This is a genomic window from Escherichia sp. E14V7 (assembly GCF_004212225.1).
In the GTDB taxonomy this organism is placed as follows: Bacteria; Pseudomonadota; Gammaproteobacteria; order Enterobacterales; family Enterobacteriaceae; genus Escherichia.
Map to the genome: position 1 here is coordinate 21,330 of NZ_RHJJ01000011.1, position 23,272 is coordinate 44,601.

Below are 23,272 nucleotides of genomic sequence, written 5' to 3' on the forward strand. Positions count from 1 at the left end.
CATTTTCATCCCTTTACACGCAATCAACGCAGTGTACTGCACCGTTTGCCGATTGTCCTTGCGCAATCGGCGGGAAAAATATTCAGGTGACCGGTTTCACAAATATAAAAAATGAACAATTCACTCTCTTGCTTATTTTTTGACAACTATTCATGATTTTGTGAAACCGGTTTCTTAATTCCGTTTCAGCATCGGCATTTTTCCGTCACGTCGACTGATAACAACTTCATCTACCCTACTGATAACAGGATAAAATCCGATGGCCAAAAATTATGCGGCGCTGGCACGCTCGGTGATAGCGGCACTGGGCGGCGTTGATAACATCTCGGCGGTCACGCACTGTATGACGCGTTTGCGCTTTGTTATCAAAGATGATGCGCTTATCGACAGCCCGACGTTAAAAACCATCCCCGGCGTGCTCGGCGTGGTACGTAGTGACAACCAGTGTCAGGTGATTATCGGCAATACCGTTTCACAAGCCTTTCAGGAAGTCGTCAGCCTGCTGCCGGGAGATATGCAGCCCGCACAGCCCGTGGGTAAACCCAAACTCACGCTGCGTCGCATTGGTGCGGGGATCCTTGATGCGCTGATCGGCACCATGTCACCGCTGATCCCGGCGATTATCGGCGGATCGATGGTCAAACTGCTGGCGATGATCCTCGAGATGAGCGGCGTGCTGACAAAAGGATCGCCGACCTTAACCATTCTGAATGTGATTGGTGACGGTGCTTTCTTCTTCCTGCCGCTAATGGTCGCGGCTTCGGCCGCCATCAAATTTAAAACCAATATGTCGCTGGCGATTGCCATCGCGGGTGTGCTGGTACATCCGAGTTTTATTGAACTGATGGCGAAAGCGGCCCAGGGTGAACATGTCGAATTTGCCCTGATCCCGGTCACCGCGGTGAAATACACCTACACAGTGATCCCGGCGCTGGTGATGACCTGGTGCCTGTCATATATCGAACGCTGGGTGGACAGCATTACACCGGCGGTGACCAAAAACTTCCTCAAGCCAATGCTGATTGTGTTGATTGCCGCACCGCTGGCAATCCTGCTGATTGGCCCGATTGGTATCTGGATCGGTAGCGCCATTTCGGCGCTGGTTTACACCATTCATGGTTATCTGGGCTGGCTTTCAGTCGCCATTATGGGCGCGCTGTGGCCTCTGCTGGTAATGACCGGGATGCACCGCGTCTTTACGCCAACCATCATTCAGACCATTGCCGAAACCGGCAAAGAAGGGATGGTCATGCCGTCAGAGATCGGCGCTAACCTGTCGCTGGGCGGTTCATCACTGGCGGTGGCGTGGAAAACGAAAAACCCGGAACTGCGCCAGACGGCGCTGGCAGCGGCGGCATCAGCCATTATGGCGGGGATTTCCGAACCGGCGTTATACGGCGTGGCTCTTCGCCTGAAACGTCCGCTTATCGCCAGTCTTATCAGCGGTTTTATTTGCGGCGCGGTTGCCGGTATGGCGGGGCTTGCCAGCCACTCAATGGCAGCGCCGGGGCTATTTACCAGCGTGCAGTTCTTCGATCCGGCGAATCCAATGAGCATCGTCTGGGTGTTTGCGGTCATGGCGCTGGCGGTGGTGCTGTCGTTTATCCTCACACTGTTGCTCGGCTTTGAGGATATTCCTGTTGAGGAAGCGGCTGCCGAGGCGCGAAAGCATCAGAGCGCACAACCGACCGTCGCCAAAGAAGTAAGTCTTAATTGAGGATGAAAATGTCAGTATTTCCGCAAGGTTTTTTATGGGGCGGCGCGCTTGCCGCCAACCAGTCTGAAGGCGCGTACCGTGAAGGCGGCAAAGGGCTGACCACGGTCGATATGATCCCACATGGCGAGCATCGAATGGCGGTGAAACTGGGGCTGGAAAAACGTTTTCAGTTGCGCGATGACGAGTTTTATCCCAGCCATGAGGCGACGGATTTTTATCATCGTTATAAAGAAGATATCGCCCTGATGGCAGAGATGGGATTCAACGTTTTCCGTACCTCAATTGCCTGGAGCCGCCTCTTCCCGCAGGGCGATGAAATCACGCCCAATCAGCAGGGCATTGCTTTTTATCGTTCTGTCTTTGAAGAGTGTAAAAAGTACGGTATCGAACCGCTGGTCACGTTGTGCCACTTCGATGTGCCGATGCATCTGGTCACCGAATATGGCTCCTGGCGTAACCGCAAGCTGGTGGAGTTTTTCAGCCGCTACGCCAGAACCTGCTTTGAAGCATTTGATGGTCTGGTGAAATACTGGCTTACCTTCAATGAAATCAACATTATGTTGCATAGCCCGTTCTCCGGCGCGGGTCTGGTGTTTGAAGAAGGGGAAAATCAGGATCAGGTAAAATATCAGGCCGCGCATCACCAGCTGGTTGCCAGTGCATTAGCCACCAAAATCGCCCATGAGGTTAACCCGCAAAATCAGGTGGGCTGTATGCTGGCGGGCGGTAACTTCTACCCTTACAGTTGCAAGCCGGAAGATGTCTGGGCGGCGCTGGAGAAAGACCGGGAAAACCTGTTTTTTATCGATGTGCAGGCTCGGGGCGCGTATCCGGCTTACTCTGCCCGCGTATTCCGCGAAAAAGGGGTAACCATCGACAAAGCACCGGGCGATGATGAGATCCTGAAAAACACCGTCGATTTTGTCTCTTTCAGCTATTACGCCTCGCGCTGCGCCTCGGCGGAGATGAACGCCAATAACAGCAGTGCGGCGAACGTGGTGAAATCGCTGCGTAACCCGTATCTACAGGTAAGCGACTGGGGCTGGGGAATTGATCCGCTCGGTCTGCGCATCACCATGAACATGATGTACGACCGTTATCAGAAGCCGCTGTTTCTGGTGGAAAACGGCCTGGGCGCAAAAGATGAATTTGCTGCTAATGGTGAGATTAACGATGACTATCGCATCAGCTATTTACGCGAACATATCCGCGCAATGGGCGAAGCGATTGCAGACGGCATTCCGCTGATGGGCTACACCACCTGGGGCTGTATTGATTTGGTTTCCGCCTCAACGGGTGAAATGAGCAAACGCTACGGTTTTGTCTACGTAGACCGTGACGACGCAGGCAACGGTACGCTGGCGCGCACGCGTAAGAAATCGTTCTGGTGGTATAAAAAAGTGATTGCCAGTAACGGTGAAGATTTAGAGTAAGTAACAGTGCCGGATGCGGCGTGAACGCCTTATCCGGCCTACGTGTCGCACGAACCAGGAAGGCCCGATAAGCGCAGCGCATCGGGCAATCTGGGGGCTGGCATCAGAGCTGATTCACCCCATCAAGCACATCCCCCTTTATCAAACAACGCTGCGTCAGCGCCAGATCTTCCGTTTGCGGGTCGCGTCCGGCGATGGGCTTGAGGACGAGTTTACGGTTGGGGGTATAAGTAAAACGCGTAAGTGCGGGATAACTTAACTTGCCAAACCAGCCGTGAACGCGCTGCCATTTGGCGTCTTTTACCTGATACAGACTGGTTAGCCAGTAACCGGAATCAAACTGCATATCCAGCAATTGCGTGTGACCATTGCCTTGTAAATCCAGCAAATCATCTACGCCAGTTTTGCTTGCGGTGTAGAATCCCCAGGGTTCAAAGACACAGGGACGACCTTCGCGCGTGAACGTCATGAGAATTAAATGTGCATAAGGAGCCAGACCATTACCGGCACTTGGCAACCAGATAACCAGATCCTGGATGCCGTTACGATCCAGATCGGCGCGATAGAGCTGCCCTTTGCCCGCCATATTTGCCAGCAAACCAACAGGCACCGTCCAGGATTTACCGGCGCGGTCTTTAGCGGTTAATTGCCAGTAATCCTCTTCATTTGGCATCTTCTCAAGCGTCACGCCAGCAACGCCCACTTTTATAAAATGCCAGGTTTTCTCGGCATCATAAGGCATGGTCAGGAGAGGTTTCAGCACCCGCTTTTGCGCATATTCGCCGTCACTCATCGGCAGATATTCGGTAAAGCTGGTGGCCTGTGCAGGCAGCACTAAGCTCAATAAAAAAGCGCACATCCCTGTTCTGATGTTCAATTCCCTGAATTCCTTACTGAAAAACTACTCTTCTTCCACCGCTAACTGCGCGAAGCCGCCGTTCCCTTCCCAGCCTTCCAGTCGTTGATAAACGGTTTCTACCGCATCTTTAATCGGCTGGGTCATCGGGTAGTAAAAGCCGACGATATCCGGCTGGATGCCGAGAAAAATCACTTCGCCAATATCTTCTTTCAACTGGTCGATAAGGTAATTCAACGGCATATTATGGGTAGTCATCATAAACATTTCGGCGATGTCATCCGGGTCGATGATGCGGATCTCGCCGGGGTTTAACCCCATATCCGTGGCGTCGACAATCAGTAACCGCGTAGGGCGCAGTTCACGGATGGCGACGATGTCGTTTTCCGGTGCGCTACCGCCGTCAATCACCACCCAGTTGCCTTTCGGCGCGGCGGCGCACTTTTCCGCCAGCAGCGGACCTGCGCCATCATCGCCCATCATGCTATTGCCAACACAGAGTAAAACGTCAGTCACGCAGTCTCCTCACCATCAAATAGATGGCGTTTTCCTGATGAATATCATGCAGCATACTTAACAGCATTGTACTCCATTCCTTCTGCTGCGAAGTTTGCGCTGCCCGGGCTTTATCGAATGCGTTGGCCAGCATCGGCACATGGTTAATGTCGATGACGATCTCACCATATTTCGGCACGCCTTCCATTTTGCGGCGGGCTTCGCTGCCCGCCTCCAGAGTGGCAATCCATGCCAGATAGTCATCCCACGGGCAGGTGAGCGCCGCTTCCAGGCAATCGATAACCCCAAGGTGGTGACCAATCGCCAGGCTGTAATAGACCACCTGCTGCGCCTCGGCGGGCGTGGCATCGTTCTCATCAATAAATTTACGGCTCAGTTGACTGAACACCACCTTTTCACTCATCGGATACGCGCCTCTTCAACAACATGATTCAGATGGCTGACAATCTCGTTCAGACGCGGATCGTTTTCCGCTTCCAGCCAGCGTGCAACCTGTTCTTCGCCCTGCCCTAACTGTGTCAGGAAGTCATCGGCAATCTGACGACCGTAGCGGTAACCCGCCAGGCGGCGTGCTTCGCGATCCACTTTCACGCGCAGCGGCTGCACCATATCGCCATGCAGAATCTCTGCCGGTTGGTCATCCAGTTCACCCGGCCCACGGGCGTGAATTTTCTGCTCCAGCAGGCCGAGCGCCATTGCAAAGCCGTACAGCGTGGCGGCAGGCGTTGGCGGGCAGCCAGGGATGTAGACATCTACCGGGACGATTTTATCCGTACCGCCCCACACGCAGTAGAGATCGTGGAAAATGCCGCCGCTGTTACCGCAGGCACCGTAGGAGATACAGATTTTCGGGTCCGGCGCGGACTGCCACGCACGTAGCGCAGGGGATCGCATTGCACGGGTGACCGCGCCGGTAAACAGTAAAATATCCGCATGACGCGGTGACGGAACGACTTTAATGCCGAAGCGTTCTGCATCGAAAAGTGGCGAAAGCGTGGCAAAAATTTCGATTTCGCAGCCGTTGCAGCCGCCGCAGTCCACGCGGTAAACGTAGGCAGAACGTTTGATTTTTTTCAGTAACGACGCCTTCATGCTGGCGATGGACTCATCCACCGTCATCGGGACCGGAATGCCGTTGGCGTCACGGGGGCCTAATAAATTGCTCATCAGATGGCCTCTTTCATATGGCGAGTCAGTTCAATACGGTCGGACGGCACCAGGCATTTCTGGCGCTTACATTCCGGGCAAGTCTCAAAGCTTTCGCGGTGGTTTTCCGCGCGGCTGTCGCCGTTGTGCTTAAGCAGCGCAATGGCGTAGTCGATCTCTTTCTGAACGGCGAAAGGACGATTGCAGACGCGGCAGTTGCACAGCGCGAAGCGGGACTGTTGCAGGAAATCTTCTTTCTTCCACACCGCCAGTTCGTACTCTTGCGACAATTTGATCGCCGCCGTCGGGCAAACTTCTTCGCAGCGTCCACAGAAGATGCAGCGCCCGAGATTAAACTCCCACGCCAGCTCTCCGGTGGCGAGGTCAGTTTCAACCGTTAAGGCGTTTGACGGGCAGGCATTGACGCAGGCCGCGCAGCCGATGCACTGCTGCGGGTTCTGCTCTGGCTTACCACGGAAGTTTTTATCAACCGCAATCGGCTCCAGCGGATAAGACGAGGTCGCCGTGCCGGTTTTGATGACTTTTTTGATAAAGGTAAACATGGCGATTCCTTATTTCAGCGGCGAGTTTTTACGCTCAATGCTGTAGCGCTCGAGTTCTTTGTACGGCACCACTTTGCTCTTCTTCTTACGCACATCGACCACGGTCATGCGGTCGGTACAGGAGTAGCAAGGGTCCAGGCTACCGATAATCAGCGGCGCATCGGAAACAGTGTTGCCGCGCAGCATGTAACGCAGGGTCGGCCAGTTCGCGTAGGTCGCGGCACGGCAGCGCCAGCGGTACAGCTTCTGGTTGTCGCCGGTCATGCTCCAGTGGATATCGTCGCCGCGCGGCGCTTCGGCAAAGCCCAGCGCGAAACGGTGCGGAATGTAGGTAAAGCCTTCCACCATCAGCGGGCCGCCCGGCAGGTTATCCAGACCGTAATCGATCATATTCAGCGCGGTATAGACTTCGTTGATACGCACTTTCAGACGGGAAATAACGTCGCAGCCCTGCTCGCTGTGGACTTCCATTGGCAGCAGGCCATAACCAACAAACGGGTGATCGGCACGGGTATCACGGGCGTGACCGCTGGCACGGACCATCGGGCCAACGTTACTGAAGTCGCGAGCGATTTCCGGGTCCAGACGACCAATGCCGACAGTGCGTTGTTCCATGTTCGGTGTGCTCAGCAGCACATCCACCAGCTCCTGCACTTCACGACGCATCTGTTGTGCCAGCTGGCGGGTCTGGATCATGTCGTCTTTCAGCAGATCGCGACGAATCCCGCCGATCAGGTTCAGGCCGTAGGTTTTACGCGCACCGGTAAGGATCTCTGCCATTTTCATGGAGGTTTCACGCACGCGGAAGAACTGCATAAAGCCGGAGTCGAAGCCGGTAAAGTGACAGGCCAGGCCGAGGTTGAGCAGATGCGAGTGCAGGCGTTCTACCTCCAGCAGAATGGCGCGGATCATCTGCGCGCGTTCTGGCACCTGAATACCCATCGCGTTTTCCACCGAAGTGGTATAGGCGGTGCTGTGAGCAAATCCGCAGATCCCGCACACACGGTCAGAGAGGAAGGTCACTTCGTTGTAACCCATACGAGTTTCCGCCAGTTTTTCCATGCCGCGATGGACGTAGAACAGGCGATAGTCGGCGTCGATAATGTTTTCGCCATCGACGAACAGACGGAAGTGACCCGGTTCGTCAGAAGTGACGTGCAGCGGGCCAATCGGCACGACGTTGTTTTTCTTGTCACCCAGTTCGTTGATGAACTCGTAGGTTTCAGCATCGGTGGTCGGCGCCGGACGCTGACGATAATCCATGCTGTCTTTACGTAGCGGGTAGAGTTCATCCGGCCAGTCATCCGGCAGCACCAGACGACGTTCATCCGGCAAACCAACCGGAATCAAACCGTACATATCGCGCACTTCGCGCTCGCCCCACACCGCCGCCGGAACGCGTGGCGTCACGGACGGATACTCCGGTTTGTTGGCGTCAACTTCGACGCGAACCGTAATCCAACATTTGGTGCCCTTCTCCATCGACAGCACGTAGTAAACGGCGTAATGACCGTTCAGTTTGCGTTCGTCGTTACCAAACAGCACCGACAGCCAGCCGCCCTGTTTGTAGTAGAGGAACTCCACCACTTCCGGCAGATAGTTCACCTTCACGGTGACAGTCAGCTGATCTTTGGTCTGCCAGGCGTGGTCCAGCACGACGCCCGGAAATGCCTCATTCAGCGCGGCGAGATAATGTTGACCTAATTTTTCTTCAGACATGCTCAAACTCTCTTTAATCACGCCGCCAGCAAGGAGACGAACGCTAAAAATGCAAAACCAAAACCAGCCCAGGTAATGCGCGGAGTAATATCAAGACGCAGACGGGCCATGCTGTTTTCGAATAGCGCGATAACCAGGACGCCGACCACCAGTTTGACGATGGCAATCACCAGCGCCAGCAGCAGCCCACCAGCGGTGAAGGTTTCCATTTGTCCCCACGGAATAAACACCCCGACGAACATCTGCAACACCACCAGCTGTTTCAGGCTGATACCCCATTTCATGACGCCAAAGCCGCTGCCGCTGTACTCAGAGAGCGGACCTTCCTGCAACTCCTGCTCGGCTTCCGCCAGGTCGAACGGCAGTTTGCCCATTTCGATAAAAGTGGCGAACGCACAGGCACAAAGCGCCAGCACCAGCGGGATGCTCTGACTCAGCGGCCAGTGATAAACGGTGTCGGTGATGTTGCTGATGTTGGTGGAACCGGCAACCTGTGCGGCGACCCACAGACCAAGCAGCAACATCGGCTCGACCAGCACGCCAAGCATCGCTTCACGGCTCGCGCCGATAGCGGTAAACGGGCTACCGGTATCCAGACCGGAAATGGCAAAGAAGAAACGCGCGATGGCAAAGAGATACAGTAAGGTGATCAAATCGCCCAGTTGCGGTAGCGGAGAACCGACGGTCACCACCGGCAGCGCAGTAGCGATAGTCAGCATGACGCCCACCATCACATACGGCGTCAGGCGGAACACCCAGCCGGAGGCATCCGGGCCAACGCTCTGACGCCCCAGCAGTTTGATAATGTCGCGATACTCCTGCAACACGCCCGGCCCGCGACGGTTATGCAAGCGGGCGCGCGCCACGCGGGTTATACCGGAGAGCAGCGGCGCAACGGCAAATAACACCAGCGCCTGAATTAACGGATATAAAACACTCATTCTCAGGCTCCTCGTGAAACAATAATCACCACCAGTACCGCCAGTTCAACCAGCGCCATCCGGCGGAACAGCAACGCACTGCCTTCGCACTGCCAGCCCGGCACCAGCGACACCGGATTCAGCCATTTGCGCAGTTTCAGCACTGGCGCAAACGCCTGTTTAACCGGCATGGCAAAACCGTGAGCGGTAATCACCATTGATTTTTCGTGGTCGTAGCCGCACACCCAGGCCGCACCGCGGGAACGTGACGGCAAACGGTCGCCTTTGCAAATCACCATAATGATGAATGGCAGCAGCGGGCAGGCAATCAGCAGCAATGTGATCATTGGTTGAGAAACGGTGGTGTTAGCAGGCTCCAGCGGCAGAGGTACAGCAGCCGACAGCATCGGCAGCAGCCACGGCGCAGCAACACCGCCAATTACGCAGCAAATCGCCAGTGCCACCACGCTGACGCTCATCAGGAGCGGCGCACAAGTGGCGTTTTCGGCTTCTTTGGTACGCGGCGCACCGAGGAACGTGACGCCATAGACTTTCGCCATACACATCACCGCCAGCGCACCGGTAATTGCCAGCCCCACAGCGAGCAGCGGCCCCAGCAGACGGGCAACAAACGCGCCACTATTGCTCAGTTTGAAGAATGATTGATAGATAACCCATTCCCCGGCAAAACCGTTCAGCGGCGGCAGCGCAGCCATTGCCATCAGCCCGACTAACATAGCGATGGAGATAACCGGCATTTTCTTGCCAATACCACCGAGTTTTTCGATATCGCGATGACCGGTACGGAACCAGACGCTCCCCGCCCCGAGGAACAGTACGCTTTTGAACAGGCTGTGGTTAAGCAGATGGTACAGACCACCGACCAGGCCAAGAGCAATCAGCGCCGGTTGTTCAAGCGCGATACCCGTTACGCCAGCGCCCAGCCCCAGCAGGATAATGCCGATATTTTCCAGGGTGTGGTAAGCCAGCAGACGCTGGATGTTGTGCTCCATCAACGCATACAGACCGCCGACGAACGCGGTGATCACGCCGAGCACCAGCAGCGCGATCCCCCACCACAGCGGCGCGTTACCACCCAGCAGCGACAGGGTTAAAATGCCCAGCAGGCCAATTTTCATCACCACCGTAGAAAACAGCGCGGCAGCTGGCGCAGAGGCGTTAGCATGTGCCTGCGGCACCCAGCCGTGCAGAGGAATAATCCCGGCCAACAGGCCAAAGCCAATCACACCGAGCAGCCAGATATCGGAACCGAGCGGCAGTTGCTGCACACGCATATCCAGCAGGCGCAGATCCAGCGTGCCGTAACGCTGCCACAGTAGCCAGCAAGCAATCGCCAGCAGCAGAGTGCCAAGACGCCCCAGCGCAAACCACAGTTTGCCCTCTTTGCTGTTGCTGGTGAGGAACACAGCGCACAGGGCCATGACTTCGGCCATTACCACGAACATGCCGATGTTGCTGGCGATGACGGCACAGACGGCGGCAGCCATCAACATATTGATCTGCAAGCCGTTGCACTTCACCTGCGCGTGGCGATGCCAGTCAATGTTGTAGAGGCTGACAAACAGACCGCACAGGCCGAGTGTAATCAGCCAAATCGCGTTAAGCGGAGAGATTTGCACATCGTAGCTTACCAGCGACAGCGCACCGCTCACGCCAACCGCGCCAGTCAGCACAGTGAAGCCCGCGGCTGCCGTATACAGGCTACCCACCGCGCCGCCAATTCCGGCAATCCAGCCGCTTAGTGCCTTATGAAAAGAAAAGAGAAATGCCAGAACAGCGGCGGCGGCAAACCACGCCACGCCGCTATTGATCAGGGAAATTGCGCTCATTTAGCCTCTCCACTTTGAGCCTGCTGAAACAAGGTGAGATCGCCAAAGTCCGTGTTAAAGGTCAGCTCACGCTTACGTTTGCTAACGCGGGCGATATCGGTGTTATCCACCAGATGCAGGGCTTTGGTTGGGCACATCCGCACGCAGGCCGGACCTTGTTCATCAAAGCTACAAAGGTCACATTTGACGGCGATCGCGCGAATACCCGGCACCCAGTCAAGCAATGTGCTGACACGCGCCGGAGCAGGCGGTGCCGGTGGCGCTTTCGGGGTATTGGCATTTGCAGGAATATCCAGCGGACGGCTGCCGGAAAATTCGATTGCGCCGAACGGACAGGCGATGCCGCACAGTTTGCAGCTTACGCACAGGCTTTCATTCAGCTGCACGGCCCCATCAACACGAGTGATAGCATTAACCGGGCAGACCACCGCACAGGGCGCATCTTCACAGTGGTGACAGAGCTGCGGCGCAGATTCTTTATCATTTAGCATCACTCTCAGGCGCGGCATAGACTGAAGGCCGTGCTGGCGATGCGTCTCTGAACAGGCGGCCTCACAGGTGTGGCAGCCGATACAGAGCGTGGAGTCAGCAATTACAAAACGATTCACCGGGCATTCCTCAGGTGATTGTCATTTTTGACGAAAACATGCCGATGAAATGTCATTTTCGACACTCATCGACACGCCCATCCCCAAACAGGCATGATGCCTGCAAACCGGACAAAGCCTCAGCTCATGCTGCTGAGCTTTGTCCCTTTACCAGTTGGCTTAAATTCACCGGCGTATTGTTCTCAATGGCGGTGTATAAGTTGTCGTAAACACCAGCGATTTTTTCGAGATAGTGTTCCAGAACCTGTTCGCGATTGCGGATGTTGACCTTGCCATCAATCATGCCGTCAATGCTTAACTGAGCCTGTGCAATCAGCTGCTTGTCTTCGCCGTCTTTCGTTTCGACGTAGTACTCGATGGTGTGGCTGTTAAAACCATCCGCCAGGGTGACGTAAATGCGAAAATGTTCAAAAAGTACGAAACAGAGTTCTTTATCTGGCGCGCAACTCATGGCGTGGTGCAGACGCGCTTTTGATAACGTGATCCCCTGAACCAGCGAATTGCAGTAGATATGCCACTGGTCCTGTAGGCGACGATGCCGCTGTGCGATGTAATCGGCTTTCTCGCTTATTTCCCAAATAGTCATTGTCAGGTTACCCGTTTAACAGAGATGCCTGCCTTAAGCATTTTTTGTGCCAATTTTTATCTCATTGTTATTTATATACTTTTCATAAGGCAGCCGACTTTCGACGCCATGACGACGTGTCATTTCGACATCATCGACATTGTTCACATCAGGGATAATCAACACTGGCATAATTATTGCTTATCACGGGCAACAGTTAATGGGAGGCGATATGCACGAAATAACCCTCTGCCAGCGGGCACTGGAATTGATCGAACAGCAGGCCATACAGCACGGCGCAAAACGCGTAACTGCGGTCTGGCTCAAAATTGGCGCATTTTCTTGTGTCGAAACCAGCTCTCTTGCCTTTTGTTTTGATCTGGTTTGCCGCGGCAGCGTGGCAGAAGGTTGTAAACTGCACCTCGAAGAACAAGAGGCCGAGTGCTGGTGTGAAACATGCCAGCAGTATGTGACGCTACTGACCCAGCGCGTCCGCCGCTGTCCACAGTGTCATGGCGACATGCTGCGCATTGTGGCAGACGACGGTTTACAGATTCGGCGGATAGAAATAGACCAGGAGTGAGCGATGTGTACAACATGCGGTTGCGGTGAAGGCAACCTGTATATCGAGGGTGATGAACATAACCCTCATTCCGCGTTTCGTAGCGCGCCATTTGCCCCGGCGGCACGGCCGAAGATGAAAATCACCGGCATTAAAGCGCCTGAATTTACCCCGAGCCAGACCGAAGAAGGCGACCTGCATTATGGTCACGGCGAAGCTGGCACTCATGCACCGGGTATGAGCCAGCGTCGGATGCTGGAAGTCGAAATTGACGTGCTGGACAAAAACAACCGTCTGGCCGAACGCAACCGTGCGCGCTTTGCTGCCCGCAATCAGTTGGTACTCAACCTGGTTTCCAGCCCTGGTTCCGGTAAAACTACCTTGCTGACGGAAACCTTAATGCGCCTGAAAGACAGCGTTCCGTGTGCAGTGATTGAAGGCGACCAGCAAACCGTGAACGATGCCGCCCGCATTCGCGCTACCGGCACACCAGCGATTCAAGTGAATACCGGTAAAGGCTGCCATCTTGATGCCCAGATGATCGCTGATGCCGCACCGCGCCTGCCACTGGACGATAACGGTATTCTGTTTATCGAAAACGTTGGCAACCTGGTATGCCCGGCCAGCTTCGATCTCGGTGAAAAACACAAAGTGGCGGTGCTTTCCGTTACCGAAGGTGAAGACAAACCGCTGAAATATCCGCATATGTTTGCCGCCGCCTCGCTGATGCTGCTCAACAAAGTTGACTTGCTGCCGTATCTCAATTTCGACGTTGAGAAGTGCATCGCCTGCGCCCGCGAAGTCAATCCAGAAATTGAAATCATCCTTATTTCCGCCACCAGCGGCGAAGGGATGGACCAGTGGCTGAACTGGCTGGAGGCACAGCGATGTGCATAGGCGTTCCTGGCCAGATTCGCACCATTGACGGCAACCTGGCGAAAGTCGACGTCTGCGGCATTCAGCGCGATGTCGATTTAACGCTAGTCGGCAGCTGCGATGAAAACGGTCAGCCACGCGTGGGCCAGTGGGTACTGGTTCACGTTGGCTTTGCCATGAGCGTAATTAATGAAGCCGAAGCGCGCGACACTCTCGACGCCTTACAAAATATGTTTGATGTTGAGCCGGATGTCGGTGCGCTGTTGTATGGCGAGGAAAAATAATGCGTTTTGTTGATGAATATCGCGCGCCGGAACAGGTGATGCAGTTAATTGAGCATCTGCGCGAACGTGCTTCACATCTCTCTTACACCGCCGAACGCCCTCTGCGGATTATGGAAGTGTGCGGTGGTCATACCCACGCCATTTTTAAATTCGGCCTCGACCAGTTACTGCCGGAAAACGTTGAGTTTATCCACGGACCTGGTTGCCCGGTGTGCGTACTGCCGATGGGCAGAATCGACACCTGCGTGGAGATTGCCAGCCATCCGGAAGTCATCTTCTGTACTTTTGGCGACGCCATGCGCGTACCGGGGAAACAGGGGTCGTTGTTGCAGGCAAAAGCACGCGGTGCTGATGTGCGCATCGTCTACTCGCCAATGGATGCGTTGAAACTGGCGCAGGAGAACCCTACTCGTAAAGTGGTGTTTTTCGGCTTAGGGTTTGAAACCACCATGCCGACCACCGCAATCACGCTGCAACAGGCAAAAGCCCGCAATGTGCAGAATTTTTACTTCTTCTGCCAGCACATTACGCTGATCCCCACGCTGCGCAGTTTGCTGGAACAGCCGGACAATGGCATCGACGCGTTCCTCGCGCCGGGCCACGTCAGTATGGTAATTGGCACCGACGCCTATAATTTTATCGCCAGCGATTTTCATCGTCCTCTGGTGGTCGCTGGTTTCGAACCACTTGATCTACTGCAAGGCGTGGTGATGCTGGTAGAGCAGAAAATAGCGGCCCACAGCAAGGTAGAGAATCAGTACCGGCGAGTGGTGCCAGATGCGGGTAATTTGCTGGCACAACAGGCGATTGCTGACGTCTTCTGCGTCAATGGCGACAGCGAATGGCGCGGCTTAGGCGTGATTGAATCTTCTGGTGTGCACCTGACGCCGGATTATCAACGATTCGATGCCGAAGCACATTTCCGCCCGGCACCGCAGCAGGTTTGCGATGACCCGCGCGCACGTTGTGGTGAAGTATTGACCGGCAAATGTAAGCCGCATCAATGCCCGCTGTTTGGTAACACCTGTAATCCTCAAACCGCGTTCGGCGCACTTATGGTTTCCTCCGAAGGAGCATGTGCCGCATGGTATCAGTATCGTCAGCAGGAGAGTGAAGTGTGAATAATATCCAACTCGCCCACGGCAGCGGCGGCCAGGCGATGCAGCAATTAATCAACAGCCTGTTTATGGAGGCGTTTGCTAATCCGTGGCTGGCAGAACAGGAAGATCAGGCTCGTCTTGACCTGGCGCAATTAATGGCAGAAGGCGATCGTCTGGCTTTCTCCACTGACAGCTACGTCATCGACCCGCTGTTCTTCCCTGGCGGTAATATCGGCAAGCTGGCGATTTGCGGCACGGCCAATGACGTTGCGGTCAGCGGCGCTATCCCACGTTATCTCTCCTGTGGATTTATCCTCGAAGAAGGATTGCCGATGGAGACGCTGAAAGCGGTAGTGACCAGCATGGCAGAAACCGCCCGCGCGGCAGGAATCGCCATCGTCACTGGCGACACTAAAGTGGTACAGCGTGGGGCGGCAGATAAACTGTTTATCAACACCGCAGGCATGGGCGCAATTCCGGCGAATATTCACTGGGGAGCACAAACTCTCACCGCAGGCGATGTGTTGCTGGTTAGCGGTACGCTCGGCGACCACGGAGCAACTATCCTTAACCTGCGCGAGCAGCTGGGGCTGGACGGCGAACTGGTCAGCGATTGCGCGGTACTGACGCCGCTGATTCAGACGCTGCGCGACATTCCCGGCGTGAAAGCGCTGCGCGATGCTACCCGTGGTGGAGTGAACGCGGTAGTTCATGAGTTCGCGGCAGCCTGCGGTTGCGGTATTGAACTTTCAGAAGCAGCGCTGCCGGTTAAACCTGCCGTGCGTGGCGTTTGCGAGCTGCTGGGTCTTGATGCCCTCAACTTTGCCAACGAAGGTAAGCTGGTGATTGCTGTAGAGCGTAACGCGGCAGAGCAAGTGCTGGCGGCGCTGCGTTCCCACCCACTGGGACAAGATGCAGCATTAATTGGCGAAGTGGTTGAGCGTAAAGGTGTTCGTCTCGCTGGACTTTATGGCGTGAAACGAACTCTCGATCTACCACACGCCGAACCGCTACCTCGTATATGCTAATAAAAATCTAGCCCCTGGAATTTGTCATTTACCTTTTGCACCGCTTAGCGGTGCTTTCCTGGAAGAACAACATGTCGTATACACCGATGAGTGATCTCGGGCAACAAGGGTTGTTCGACATCACTCGGACACTATTGCAGCAGCCCGATCTGGCCTCGCTGTGTGAGGCTCTTTCGCAACTGGTAAAGCGTTCTGCGCTCGCCGACAACGCAGCTATTGTGTTGTGGCAAGCGCAGACTCAACGTGCGACTTATTACGCGTCGCGTGACAAAGACAATCCCATTAAATACGAAGACGAAACCATTCTGGCACATGGTCCGGTGCGCAGCATTTTATCGCGCCCTGACACACTGCACTGCAGCTACGAAGAATTTTGTGACACCTGGCCGCAACTGGCTACGAGTGGGCTATACCCCAAATTTGGTCACTATTGCCTGATGCCGCAGGCCGCGGAAGGACATATTTTTGGCGGTTGTGAATTTATTCGTTATGACGATCGCCCGTGGAGCGAAAAAGAGTTCAATCGACTGCAAACATTTACGCAGATTGTTTCTGTTGTCAGCGAGCAAATTCAGAGCCGCGTCATCAACAATGTCGACTACGAACTGCTATGCCGGGAACGGGATAACTTCCGCATTCTGGTTGCCATCACCAACGCGGTACTTTCTCGCCTGGACATGGACGAGCTGGTCAGCGAAGTGGCTAAAGAAATCCACTACTACTTCGATATCGACGATATCAGCATCGTTTTACGCAGCCACCGCAAAAACAAACTCAACGTTTACTCTACTCACTATCTCGATAAACAGCATCCCACTCACGAACAGAGTGAAGTTGATGAGGCCGGAACCCTCACCGAGCGCGTATTTAAAAGCAAAGAGATGCTGCTGCTTAATCTCCACGAGCGAGACAATTTAGCCCCCTACGAACGCATGTTGTTCGACACCTGGGGCAACCAGATCCAGACGCTGTGCCTGCTACCGTTGATGTCTGGCAACACCATGCTGGGCGTGCTGAAACTGGCGCAGTGCGAAGAGAAAACCTTTACCACCACTAACCTGAGTTTGCTGCGCCAGATTGCGGAACGTGTGGCGATTGCCGTGGATAACGCCCTCGCCTATCAGGAAATCCACCGACTGAAAGAGCGCCTGGTTGACGAAAACCTTGCTCTGACCGAACAGCTCAATAATGTGGATAGCGAATTTGGCGAGATTATTGGTCGCAGCGAAGCCATGTATAGCGTGCTCAAGCAGGTTGAGATGGTAGCGCAAAGCGACAGTACCGTACTCATTCTCGGTGAAACGGGGACGGGTAAGGAACTGATTGCCCGCGCGATCCACAATCTCAGCAACCGCAATGGTCGGCGAATGGTGAAGATGAACTGCGCCGCCATGCCTGCCGGATTACTGGAAAGTGACCTGTTTGGTCATGAGCGTGGTGCCTTTACTGGTGCCAGCGCTCAGCGCATTGGTCGTTTTGAACTGGCGGATAAAAGCTCGCTGTTCCTCGATGAAGTGGGCGATATGCCGCTGGAGTTACAGCCGAAGTTGCTGCGCGTATTGCAGGAACAGGAGTTTGAACGCCTCGGCAGCAACAAAATCATTCAGACGGACGTGCGTTTAATCGCCGCGACTAACCGCGATCTGAAAAAAATGGTCGCCGACCGCGAGTTCCGTAGCGATCTCTACTACCGCCTGAACGTCTTCCCGATTCATCTGCCGCCGCTGCGCGAGCGCCCGGAAGATATTCCGCTGCTGGCTAAAGCCTTTACATTTAAAATTGCCCGCCGCCTGGGTCGTAATATTGACAGCATTCCTGCCGAGACTCTGCGCGCATTGAGCAATATGGAATGGCCAGGTAACGTGCGCGAACTGGAAAACGTCATTGAGCGCGCGGTGTTGCTGACTCGCGGTAACGTTCTACAACTCTCTTTACCCGATATCCCTCTGTCAGAACCTGAAACACCACCGGCCGCGACGGTCGTCGCCCAGGAAGGCGAAGATGAATATCAACTGATTGTCCGCGTATTAAAAGAGACTAATGGCGTGGTTGCCGGGCCAAAAGGCGCTGCACAACGTCTGGGATTAAAACGCACCACTCTGCTGTCACGGATGAAGCGGCTGGGGATAGATAAAGCGGCATTGGTTTAACAGATGTGGTTATACTCGATCAACATTCAATGAAAGGAGGCAGTATGGCAGTTTCAGCAAGAAATCAATTAACCGGAACGGTTAGCGCAGTCGCAATGGGCGCGGTGAATGATGAAGTAGAACTGACGCTGGCAGGTGGTGCAAAGCTGGTGGCAATTGTTACACACAGCAGCCAGCAAGCCCTGGGGCTGGCAAAAGGGAAAGAAGCGATTGCCCTGATTAAAGCCCCGTGGGTAACGCTGGCAACGGAAGACTGTGGACTGAAATTCTCCGCTCGCAACCAGTTTGCTGGCAGCGTTTCGAAAATCACCGAAGGCGCAGTGAATGCCACTGTCCATATCAAAACAGATGCGGGTTTTGAAGTTGTGGCAGTGGTAACCAATGAAAGCCAGGATGAAATGAAACTCACCACAGGATCGCGCGTTATTGCGTTGATCAAAGCATCAGCAATCCTGATTGCGACCAAAGCGTAAGCGCCGTATTTGCCGGAGAGAATAAATTCCTCCGGCAAATTTATTTCTTCCGGCGGAATTTTTCTGGCAACTCCGGCACCGGACGTTTGTCATCAATCAGATGACGCACGGTTAAAATCGGATGACGCCACAGCATTCTCGGCCCCGCCCACCGCATAATCTGCTTCATCTCTTCACGCTTCGCAGGCTGGTAACAGTGCACCGGACACTGCTTACAGGCCGGTTTCTCTTCGCCAAACACACATTTATCCAGCCGCTTTTGCGCGTAAGCAAACAGCGCATCGTAATGCTCCGGCTCCGCTGACGCCTGCGGGCATTTCGCTTGATAAAGATCGATCATTTTTTTAATCGTCAGTTTTTCACGAGAGATACGCTTGCCGGACATGCTGCCTCCATACTCTTAAGGTGCATTTATATTACAACTTAATTCTAAAGGGGACTATGGCTCTGAAGGAGGAGGTTTCTTCAACCGATGTAATTTTGCGATCTTGTTTCATAGTCATCACGCAAAAGCTGCAAAGCAGCATTTTTCGCGGAACCGGCATCAAGAACTGACCTTTCGCGTCTTCCCCTGAAATGATTAACTCCGGTATCATGTGCGCCTTATGTGATTACAACGAAAATAAAAACCATCACACTACATTTAACATCAGGGAACCGGATCTAATTCCATGAGTGTAATAGAAAATTTCGACGCCCATACACCAATGATGCAGCAGTATCTCAAGCTGAAAGCCCAGCATCCGGAGATCCTGCTGTTCTACCGGATGGGTGACTTTTACGAGCTGTTTTATGACGACGCAAAACGGGCGTCGCAGCTGCTGGATATTTCGCTGACCAAACGCGGCGCGTCTGCGGGCGAGCCGATCCCGATGGCGGGTATCCCCTACCATGCAGTGGAAAACTATCTCGCCAAACTGGTGAATCAGGGCGAGTCCGTCGCTATATGCGAACAGATTGGCGACCCGGCGACCAGCAAAGGGCCGGTTGAGCGCAAGGTTGTCCGTATCGTCACGCCGGGGACTATCAGTGATGAAGCCCTGTTGCAAGAGCGCCAGGATAACCTGCTGGCGGCTATCTGGCAGGACAGCAAAGGTTTTGGCTATGCGACGCTGGATATCAGCTCCGGGCGTTTTCGTCTGAGCGAACCGGCTGACCGCGAAACGATGGCGGCAGAGCTGCAACGCACCAATCCGGCAGAGCTGCTGTATGCAGAAGATTTCGCCGAGATGTCGCTGATTGAAGGTCGTCGCGGCCTGCGTCGTCGCCCGCTGTGGGAGTTTGAAATCGACACCGCGCGCCAGCAGTTGAACCTGCAATTTGGCACTCGTGATCTGATTGGTTTCGGCGTCGAGAATGCGCCACGCGGGCTTTGTGCTGCCGGTTGCCTGTTGCAGTATGCGAAAGATACCCAACGTACGACTCTGCCGCATATTCGTTCTATCACCATGGAACGTGAGCAGGACAGCATCATTATGGATGCCGCGACGCGCCGTAATCTGGAAATTACCCAGAACCTGGCAGGCGGTGCGGAAAATACTCTGGCTTCTGTGCTTGATTGCACCGTCACGCCGATGGGTAGCCGTATGCTGAAACGCTGGCTGCATATGCCAGTGCGCGATACCCGCGTGTTACTAGAGCGCCAGCAAACTATTGGCGCATTGCAGGATTTTACCGCTGAGTTACAGCCTGTGCTGCGTCAGGTGGGCGACCTGGAGCGTATTCTGGCACGTCTGGCGTTGCGTACCGCTCGCCCGCGCGATCTGGCCCGTATGCGTCACGCTTTCCAACAACTGCCGGAACTGCGCGCGCAGTTAGAAACTGTCGATAGTGCACCGGTACAGGCGCTGCGTGAGAAGATGGGCGAGTTTGCCGAGCTGCGCGATCTGCTGGAGCGGGCAATCATCGACACACCGCCAGTGCTGGTACGCGACGGTGGTGTTATCGCACCGGGCTATAACGAAGAGCTGGATGAGTGGCGGGCGCTGGCTGACGGCGCGACCGATTATCTGGAGCGTCTGGAAGTCCGCGAGCGTGAACGTACCGGCCTGGACACGCTAAAAGTCGGCTTTAACGCGGTTCATGGTTATTACATTCAGATCAGCCGTGGACAAAGCCATCTGGCGCCAATCAACTACATGCGTCGCCAGACGCTGAAAAACGCTGAACGTTACATTATTCCAGAGCTAAAAGAGTACGAAGACAAAGTCCTCACTTCAAAAGGCAAAGCGCTGGCACTGGAAAAACAGCTTTATGAAGAGTTGTTCGACCTGCTGTTGCCGCATCTGGAAGCGCTGCAACAGAGCGCGAGCGCGCTGGCGGAACTCGACGTGCTGGTGAACCTGGCGGAACGGGCCTATACCCTGAACTACACCTGCCCGATCTTTATTGATAAACCTGGCATTCGCATTACCGAAGGCCGCCATCCGGTGGTTGAACAGGTACTGAATGAGCCGTTTATCGCTAACCCGCTGAACCTGTCGCCACAGCGTCGGATGTTGATTATTACCGGCCCGAACATGGGCGGTAAAAGTACCTATATGCGCCAGACCGCACTGATTGCGCTGATGGCCTATATCGGCAGCTATGTACCGGCGCAAAAAGTCGAGATTGGCCCAATTGACCGTATCTTTACCCGTGTGGGCGCGGCAGACGATCTGGCATCCGGGCGTTCAACCTTTATGGTGGAGATGACCGAAACCGCTAATATTCTGCATAACGCCACCGAGTACAGTCTGGTGTTGATGGATGAGATTGGACGCGGGACGTCCACTTACGATGGTCTGTCACTGGCATGGGCGTGCGCGGAAAATCTGGCGAATAAGATTAAGGCATTGACGCTGTTTGCCACCCACTACTTCGAGCTGACTCAACTACCGGAGAAAATGGAAGGCGTCGCCAACGTGCATCTCGATGCGCTGGAGCACGGCGACACCATCGCCTTTATGCACAGCGTGCAGGACGGCGCGGCGAGCAAAAGCTACGGCCTGGCGGTTGCTGCTCTGGCGGGCGTGCCAAAAGAAGTTATTAAGCGCGCACGGCAAAAACTGCGTGAGCTGGAAAGCATTTCGCCGAACGCCGCCGCGACGCAGGTGGATGGTACGCAGATGTCTTTGCTATCAGTACCAGAAGAAACTTCGCCTGCGGTCGAAGCTCTGGAAAATATTGATCCGGATTCACTCACCCCGCGTCAGGCGTTAGAGTGGATTTATCGGTTGAAGAGTCTGGTGTAAAAATAATTCCCGATAGTCTTTTGCTATCGGGAATATTAACGACAACTGACGAATCAAATAAAAATACCCTGTATAATAGTAGATATTATTTTACAGGGTAAAACCATGCCATCTACACGCTATCAAAAAATCAATGCCCATCACTATCGCCATATATGGGTCGTTGGTGATATTCATGGGGATTATCAATTATTACAATCCCGTTTACATAAATTATCTTTTTGTCCCGAAACTGACTTGCTTATTTCCACAGGCGATAACATTGATCGTGGGCCGGAGAGTCTTAACGTGCTGCGCCTGTTAAACCAGCCCTGGTTTAACACCGTAAAAGGCAACCACGAAGCGATGGCGCTTGATGCGTTCGCTACTGGTGATGGTAATATGTGGTTAGCCAGCGGCGGTGACTGGTTTTTCGATTTAAATGATACGGAACAACAAGAGGCAATAGACCTGTTACTGAAATTCCATCACCTTCCGCATATTATTGAAATTACCAACGACATAATAAAATATGTCATCGCACATGCGGATTATCCGGGTGATGAATATCTCTTTGGTAAAGAAATAGCGGAAAGTGAATTACTCTGGCCTGTTGATCGTGTGCAGAAATCGCTTAATGGCGAGTTACAAGAAATAAACGGCGCTGACTATTTTATATTTGGACATATGATGTTTGATAACATTCAGACGTTCGCTAACCAGATTTATATTGATACCGGATCGCCGAAAAGCGGGCGGCTGTCATTTTATAAAATAAAGTAGTCTCATGCTTCTTCTGTGAAGCATGAGTAACCCGGTGTTATTGCAGGCCATTATTCATTTTTCGCTACCAGCAAAGAGAGATCCTGCTTCGCCAGCGCGCGACTGGCACTCTCCGGCAGACCGTCGTCAGTAATGATCTGATCAAACTCGCTTAATGGTAACGCCAGCCATGTCGCCACCTGACCATATTTCGTCGCATCACAGACCAAAACTCGCTGGCGGCTGGCACTGGCAATCGCCCGTTTCACCGTGACTTTATCTTCTGCTGGCGTAGAGATCCCCCGCACACTCCATGACGATGCAGAAATAAAAGCCTGATCAATCATCAGGCTGCGCAGCATGGTCGCAGCGGCTTCCCCGACACAGGAACGGTTTTCCCGACACACTGCACCGCCAGTGTGAATAATTGTGCAATTACTGTTGTCGAGCAAGTAGTCCGCAATAACGAAGTCGTTAGTAACCACTGTGAGTGGCTCCATGTGAATCAGATGCTGTGCTATCGCTAACGTGGTCGTTCCCGCATCCAGATAGATACAACTTCCCGGCTGAACAAGACTTGCCGCCAGCTTGCCAATCGCCGCTTTTTGCGTCATTGCCAGCGCAGTTTTTACCTGATGAGAAGGTTCATGCGCCACGCGTCCCGGAGACTGAACGCCTCCGGACACCAGCACAACGGCGCCCTGCTGCTCCAGTTTTTGTAAATCCCGACGAATGGTCATATGTGACACATTCATTCTGTCCGTCAGTTCAGCAATACTGACAATGCCTTTTTCAGCTACCATCTCAAGGATGATTTGGCGACGCTCTACGGGTATCAACTTTTGCTCCTTCCTTTGTCCTGCGGACATTCTACGCTATTTGCCTGCGAAACATGCGCAGCGCAACTATCGCTTAGTTCACATAAAATAACA

General features: G+C 54.0%; 23 protein-coding genes. 11 read left to right on the top strand and 12 right to left on the bottom strand.

Annotation, left to right across the window (positions count from 1 at the left end; translation table 11 throughout):
* Nucleotides 1-259: 259 nt before the first annotated feature.
* On the top strand, nt 260-1,717 hold the full coding sequence (gene ascF, locus D9741_RS13125) for a PTS cellobiose/arbutin/salicin transporter subunit IIBC (RefSeq protein ID WP_130214453.1): 1,458 nt from the start codon (nt 260-262) through the stop codon (nt 1,715-1,717).
* An 8-nt stretch (nt 1,718-1,725) separates the two neighbouring features.
* Nucleotides 1,726-3,150, top strand: coding sequence for a 6-phospho-beta-glucosidase AscB (gene ascB / locus D9741_RS13130; RefSeq protein WP_130214455.1), 1,425 nt, complete (start codon nt 1,726-1,728; stop codon nt 3,148-3,150).
* A 103-nt stretch (nt 3,151-3,253) separates the two neighbouring features.
* Here the strand turns inward: ascB and D9741_RS13135 are convergent, their stop codons facing one another.
* From D9741_RS13135 to hycA, 10 genes are all read right to left on the bottom strand, one after another.
* Nucleotides 3,254-4,009 (bottom strand): hypothetical protein, encoded by a 756-nt coding sequence (locus D9741_RS13135; protein WP_130214567.1) that lies wholly within the window; start codon nt 4,007-4,009, stop codon nt 3,254-3,256.
* 42 nt (nt 4,010-4,051) lie between these two features.
* Nucleotides 4,052-4,522 (bottom strand): hydrogenase maturation peptidase HycI, encoded by a 471-nt coding sequence (gene hycI, locus D9741_RS13140; RefSeq protein ID WP_000132961.1) that lies wholly within the window; start codon nt 4,520-4,522, stop codon nt 4,052-4,054.
* Nucleotides 4,515-4,925: a formate hydrogenlyase assembly protein HycH gene (hycH, locus tag D9741_RS13145; protein WP_001291913.1), complete on the bottom strand. Its 411-nt coding sequence runs from the start codon at nt 4,923-4,925 to the stop codon at nt 4,515-4,517. Before hycH ends, hycI begins: the two co-directional genes overlap by 8 nt.
* A complete protein-coding gene (gene hycG, locus D9741_RS13150; RefSeq protein ID WP_001583828.1) occupies nt 4,922-5,689 on the bottom strand; it encodes a formate hydrogenlyase subunit HycG in 768 nt (255 codons plus the stop codon). The genes hycH and hycG overlap by 4 nt, the downstream gene beginning before the upstream one ends.
* Entirely contained in the window at nt 5,689-6,231 is a 543-nt protein-coding gene (hycF, locus tag D9741_RS13155) for a formate hydrogenlyase subunit HycF (protein WP_000493785.1), read from the bottom strand. The genes hycG and hycF overlap by 1 nt, the downstream gene beginning before the upstream one ends.
* A gap of 9 nt (nt 6,232-6,240) precedes the next feature.
* Entirely contained in the window at nt 6,241-7,950 is a 1,710-nt protein-coding gene (gene hycE / locus D9741_RS13160) for a formate hydrogenlyase subunit HycE (RefSeq protein WP_001288122.1), read from the bottom strand.
* Between the two features lie 17 nt (nt 7,951-7,967).
* On the bottom strand, nt 7,968-8,891 hold the full coding sequence (hycD, locus tag D9741_RS13165; RefSeq protein WP_000115224.1) for a formate hydrogenlyase subunit HycD: 924 nt from the start codon (nt 8,889-8,891) through the stop codon (nt 7,968-7,970).
* 2 nt (nt 8,892-8,893) lie between these two features.
* The gene (gene hycC / locus D9741_RS13170; RefSeq protein ID WP_130214457.1) at nt 8,894-10,720 is read right to left on the bottom strand and encodes a formate hydrogenlyase subunit 3; all 1,827 of its coding nucleotides are present in this window, start codon (nt 10,718-10,720) and stop codon (nt 8,894-8,896) included.
* Nucleotides 10,717-11,328 (bottom strand): formate hydrogenlyase subunit HycB, encoded by a 612-nt coding sequence (hycB, locus tag D9741_RS13175; RefSeq protein ID WP_059268566.1) that lies wholly within the window; start codon nt 11,326-11,328, stop codon nt 10,717-10,719. The genes hycC and hycB overlap by 4 nt, the downstream gene beginning before the upstream one ends.
* 124 nt (nt 11,329-11,452) lie before the next feature.
* Complete coding sequence (hycA, locus tag D9741_RS13180; RefSeq protein WP_130207632.1) at nt 11,453-11,914, bottom strand: formate hydrogenlyase regulator HycA; 462 nt, start codon at nt 11,912-11,914, stop codon at nt 11,453-11,455.
* A gap of 211 nt (nt 11,915-12,125) precedes the next feature.
* Between hycA and hypA the strand changes: the two genes are divergently transcribed.
* From hypA to D9741_RS13215, 7 genes are all read left to right on the top strand, one after another.
* The gene (hypA, locus tag D9741_RS13185; RefSeq protein WP_130207634.1) at nt 12,126-12,476 is read left to right on the top strand and encodes a hydrogenase maturation nickel metallochaperone HypA; all 351 of its coding nucleotides are present in this window, start codon (nt 12,126-12,128) and stop codon (nt 12,474-12,476) included.
* Nucleotides 12,477-12,479: 3 nt separating this feature from the next.
* A complete protein-coding gene (gene hypB / locus D9741_RS13190; RefSeq protein ID WP_064528082.1) occupies nt 12,480-13,352 on the top strand; it encodes a hydrogenase nickel incorporation protein HypB in 873 nt (290 codons plus the stop codon).
* Complete coding sequence (hypC, locus tag D9741_RS13195; RefSeq protein WP_000334874.1) at nt 13,343-13,615, top strand: hydrogenase 3 maturation protein HypC; 273 nt, start codon at nt 13,343-13,345, stop codon at nt 13,613-13,615. Before hypB ends, hypC begins: the two co-directional genes overlap by 10 nt.
* Complete coding sequence (hypD, locus tag D9741_RS13200; RefSeq protein ID WP_130214459.1) at nt 13,615-14,736, top strand: hydrogenase formation protein HypD; 1,122 nt, start codon at nt 13,615-13,617, stop codon at nt 14,734-14,736. Before hypC ends, hypD begins: the two co-directional genes overlap by 1 nt.
* Entirely contained in the window at nt 14,733-15,743 is a 1,011-nt protein-coding gene (hypE, locus tag D9741_RS13205; protein ID WP_130207638.1) for a hydrogenase maturation carbamoyl dehydratase HypE, read from the top strand. Before hypD ends, hypE begins: the two co-directional genes overlap by 4 nt.
* Before the next feature lie 71 nt (nt 15,744-15,814).
* On the top strand, nt 15,815-17,893 hold the full coding sequence (gene flhA, locus D9741_RS13210; RefSeq protein ID WP_130207640.1) for a formate hydrogenlyase transcriptional activator FlhA: 2,079 nt from the start codon (nt 15,815-15,817) through the stop codon (nt 17,891-17,893).
* Between the two features lie 44 nt (nt 17,894-17,937).
* Nucleotides 17,938-18,366, top strand: a complete 429-nt coding sequence (locus D9741_RS13215) for a TOBE domain-containing protein (RefSeq protein ID WP_130207642.1) — start codon at nt 17,938-17,940, stop codon at nt 18,364-18,366.
* 40 nt (nt 18,367-18,406) lie between these two features.
* Here D9741_RS13215 and D9741_RS13220 read toward each other — a convergent pair whose 3' ends face one another.
* A complete protein-coding gene (locus tag D9741_RS13220) occupies nt 18,407-18,751 on the bottom strand; it encodes a nitrous oxide-stimulated promoter family protein (RefSeq protein ID WP_130214461.1) in 345 nt (114 codons plus the stop codon).
* Between the two features lie 286 nt (nt 18,752-19,037).
* Between D9741_RS13220 and mutS the strand changes: the two genes are divergently transcribed.
* Both mutS and pphB read left to right on the top strand, forming a co-directional pair.
* Nucleotides 19,038-21,599, top strand: a complete 2,562-nt coding sequence (gene mutS, locus D9741_RS13230) for a DNA mismatch repair protein MutS (RefSeq protein ID WP_130214463.1) — start codon at nt 19,038-19,040, stop codon at nt 21,597-21,599.
* 105 nt (nt 21,600-21,704) lie between these two features.
* Complete coding sequence (gene pphB / locus D9741_RS13235; RefSeq protein ID WP_130214465.1) at nt 21,705-22,361, top strand: protein-serine/threonine phosphatase; 657 nt, start codon at nt 21,705-21,707, stop codon at nt 22,359-22,361.
* A 50-nt stretch (nt 22,362-22,411) separates the two neighbouring features.
* Here the strand turns inward: pphB and ygbI are convergent, their stop codons facing one another.
* A complete protein-coding gene (gene ygbI, locus D9741_RS13240) occupies nt 22,412-23,179 on the bottom strand; it encodes a DNA-binding transcriptional repressor YgbI (protein WP_130214467.1) in 768 nt (255 codons plus the stop codon).
* Between the last annotated feature and the right edge of the window lie 93 nt (nt 23,180-23,272).

Coding starts and splice junctions, on each gene's coding strand:
- hycE (WP_001288122.1), bottom strand. CDS start 7,950: ATGTCTGAAGAAAAATTAGGTCAACATTATCTCGCCGCGCTGAATGAG.
- pphB (WP_130214465.1), top strand. CDS start 21,705: ATGCCATCTACACGCTATCAAAAAATCAATGCCCATCACTATCGCCAT.
- ascB (WP_130214455.1), top strand. CDS start 1,726: ATGTCAGTATTTCCGCAAGGTTTTTTATGGGGCGGCGCGCTTGCCGCC.
- hycH (WP_001291913.1), bottom strand. CDS start 4,925: ATGAGTGAAAAGGTGGTGTTCAGTCAACTGAGCCGTAAATTTATTGAT.
- ascF (WP_130214453.1), top strand. CDS start 260: ATGGCCAAAAATTATGCGGCGCTGGCACGCTCGGTGATAGCGGCACTG.
- D9741_RS13215 (WP_130207642.1), top strand. CDS start 17,938: ATGGCAGTTTCAGCAAGAAATCAATTAACCGGAACGGTTAGCGCAGTC.
- hycD (WP_000115224.1), bottom strand. CDS start 8,891: ATGAGTGTTTTATATCCGTTAATTCAGGCGCTGGTGTTATTTGCCGTT.
- mutS (WP_130214463.1), top strand. CDS start 19,038: ATGAGTGTAATAGAAAATTTCGACGCCCATACACCAATGATGCAGCAG.
- D9741_RS13135 (WP_130214567.1), bottom strand. CDS start 4,009: ATGTGCGCTTTTTTATTGAGCTTAGTGCTGCCTGCACAGGCCACCAGC.
- flhA (WP_130207640.1), top strand. CDS start 15,815: ATGTCGTATACACCGATGAGTGATCTCGGGCAACAAGGGTTGTTCGAC.
- hycG (WP_001583828.1), bottom strand. CDS start 5,689: ATGAGCAATTTATTAGGCCCCCGTGACGCCAACGGCATTCCGGTCCCG.
- hycC (WP_130214457.1), bottom strand. CDS start 10,720: ATGAGCGCAATTTCCCTGATCAATAGCGGCGTGGCGTGGTTTGCCGCC.
- hycF (WP_000493785.1), bottom strand. CDS start 6,231: ATGTTTACCTTTATCAAAAAAGTCATCAAAACCGGCACGGCGACCTCG.
- hypD (WP_130214459.1), top strand. CDS start 13,615: ATGCGTTTTGTTGATGAATATCGCGCGCCGGAACAGGTGATGCAGTTA.
- hycA (WP_130207632.1), bottom strand. CDS start 11,914: ATGACTATTTGGGAAATAAGCGAGAAAGCCGATTACATCGCACAGCGG.
- hypB (WP_064528082.1), top strand. CDS start 12,480: ATGTGTACAACATGCGGTTGCGGTGAAGGCAACCTGTATATCGAGGGT.
- hypA (WP_130207634.1), top strand. CDS start 12,126: ATGCACGAAATAACCCTCTGCCAGCGGGCACTGGAATTGATCGAACAG.
- D9741_RS13220 (WP_130214461.1), bottom strand. CDS start 18,751: ATGTCCGGCAAGCGTATCTCTCGTGAAAAACTGACGATTAAAAAAATG.
- hypC (WP_000334874.1), top strand. CDS start 13,343: ATGTGCATAGGCGTTCCTGGCCAGATTCGCACCATTGACGGCAACCTG.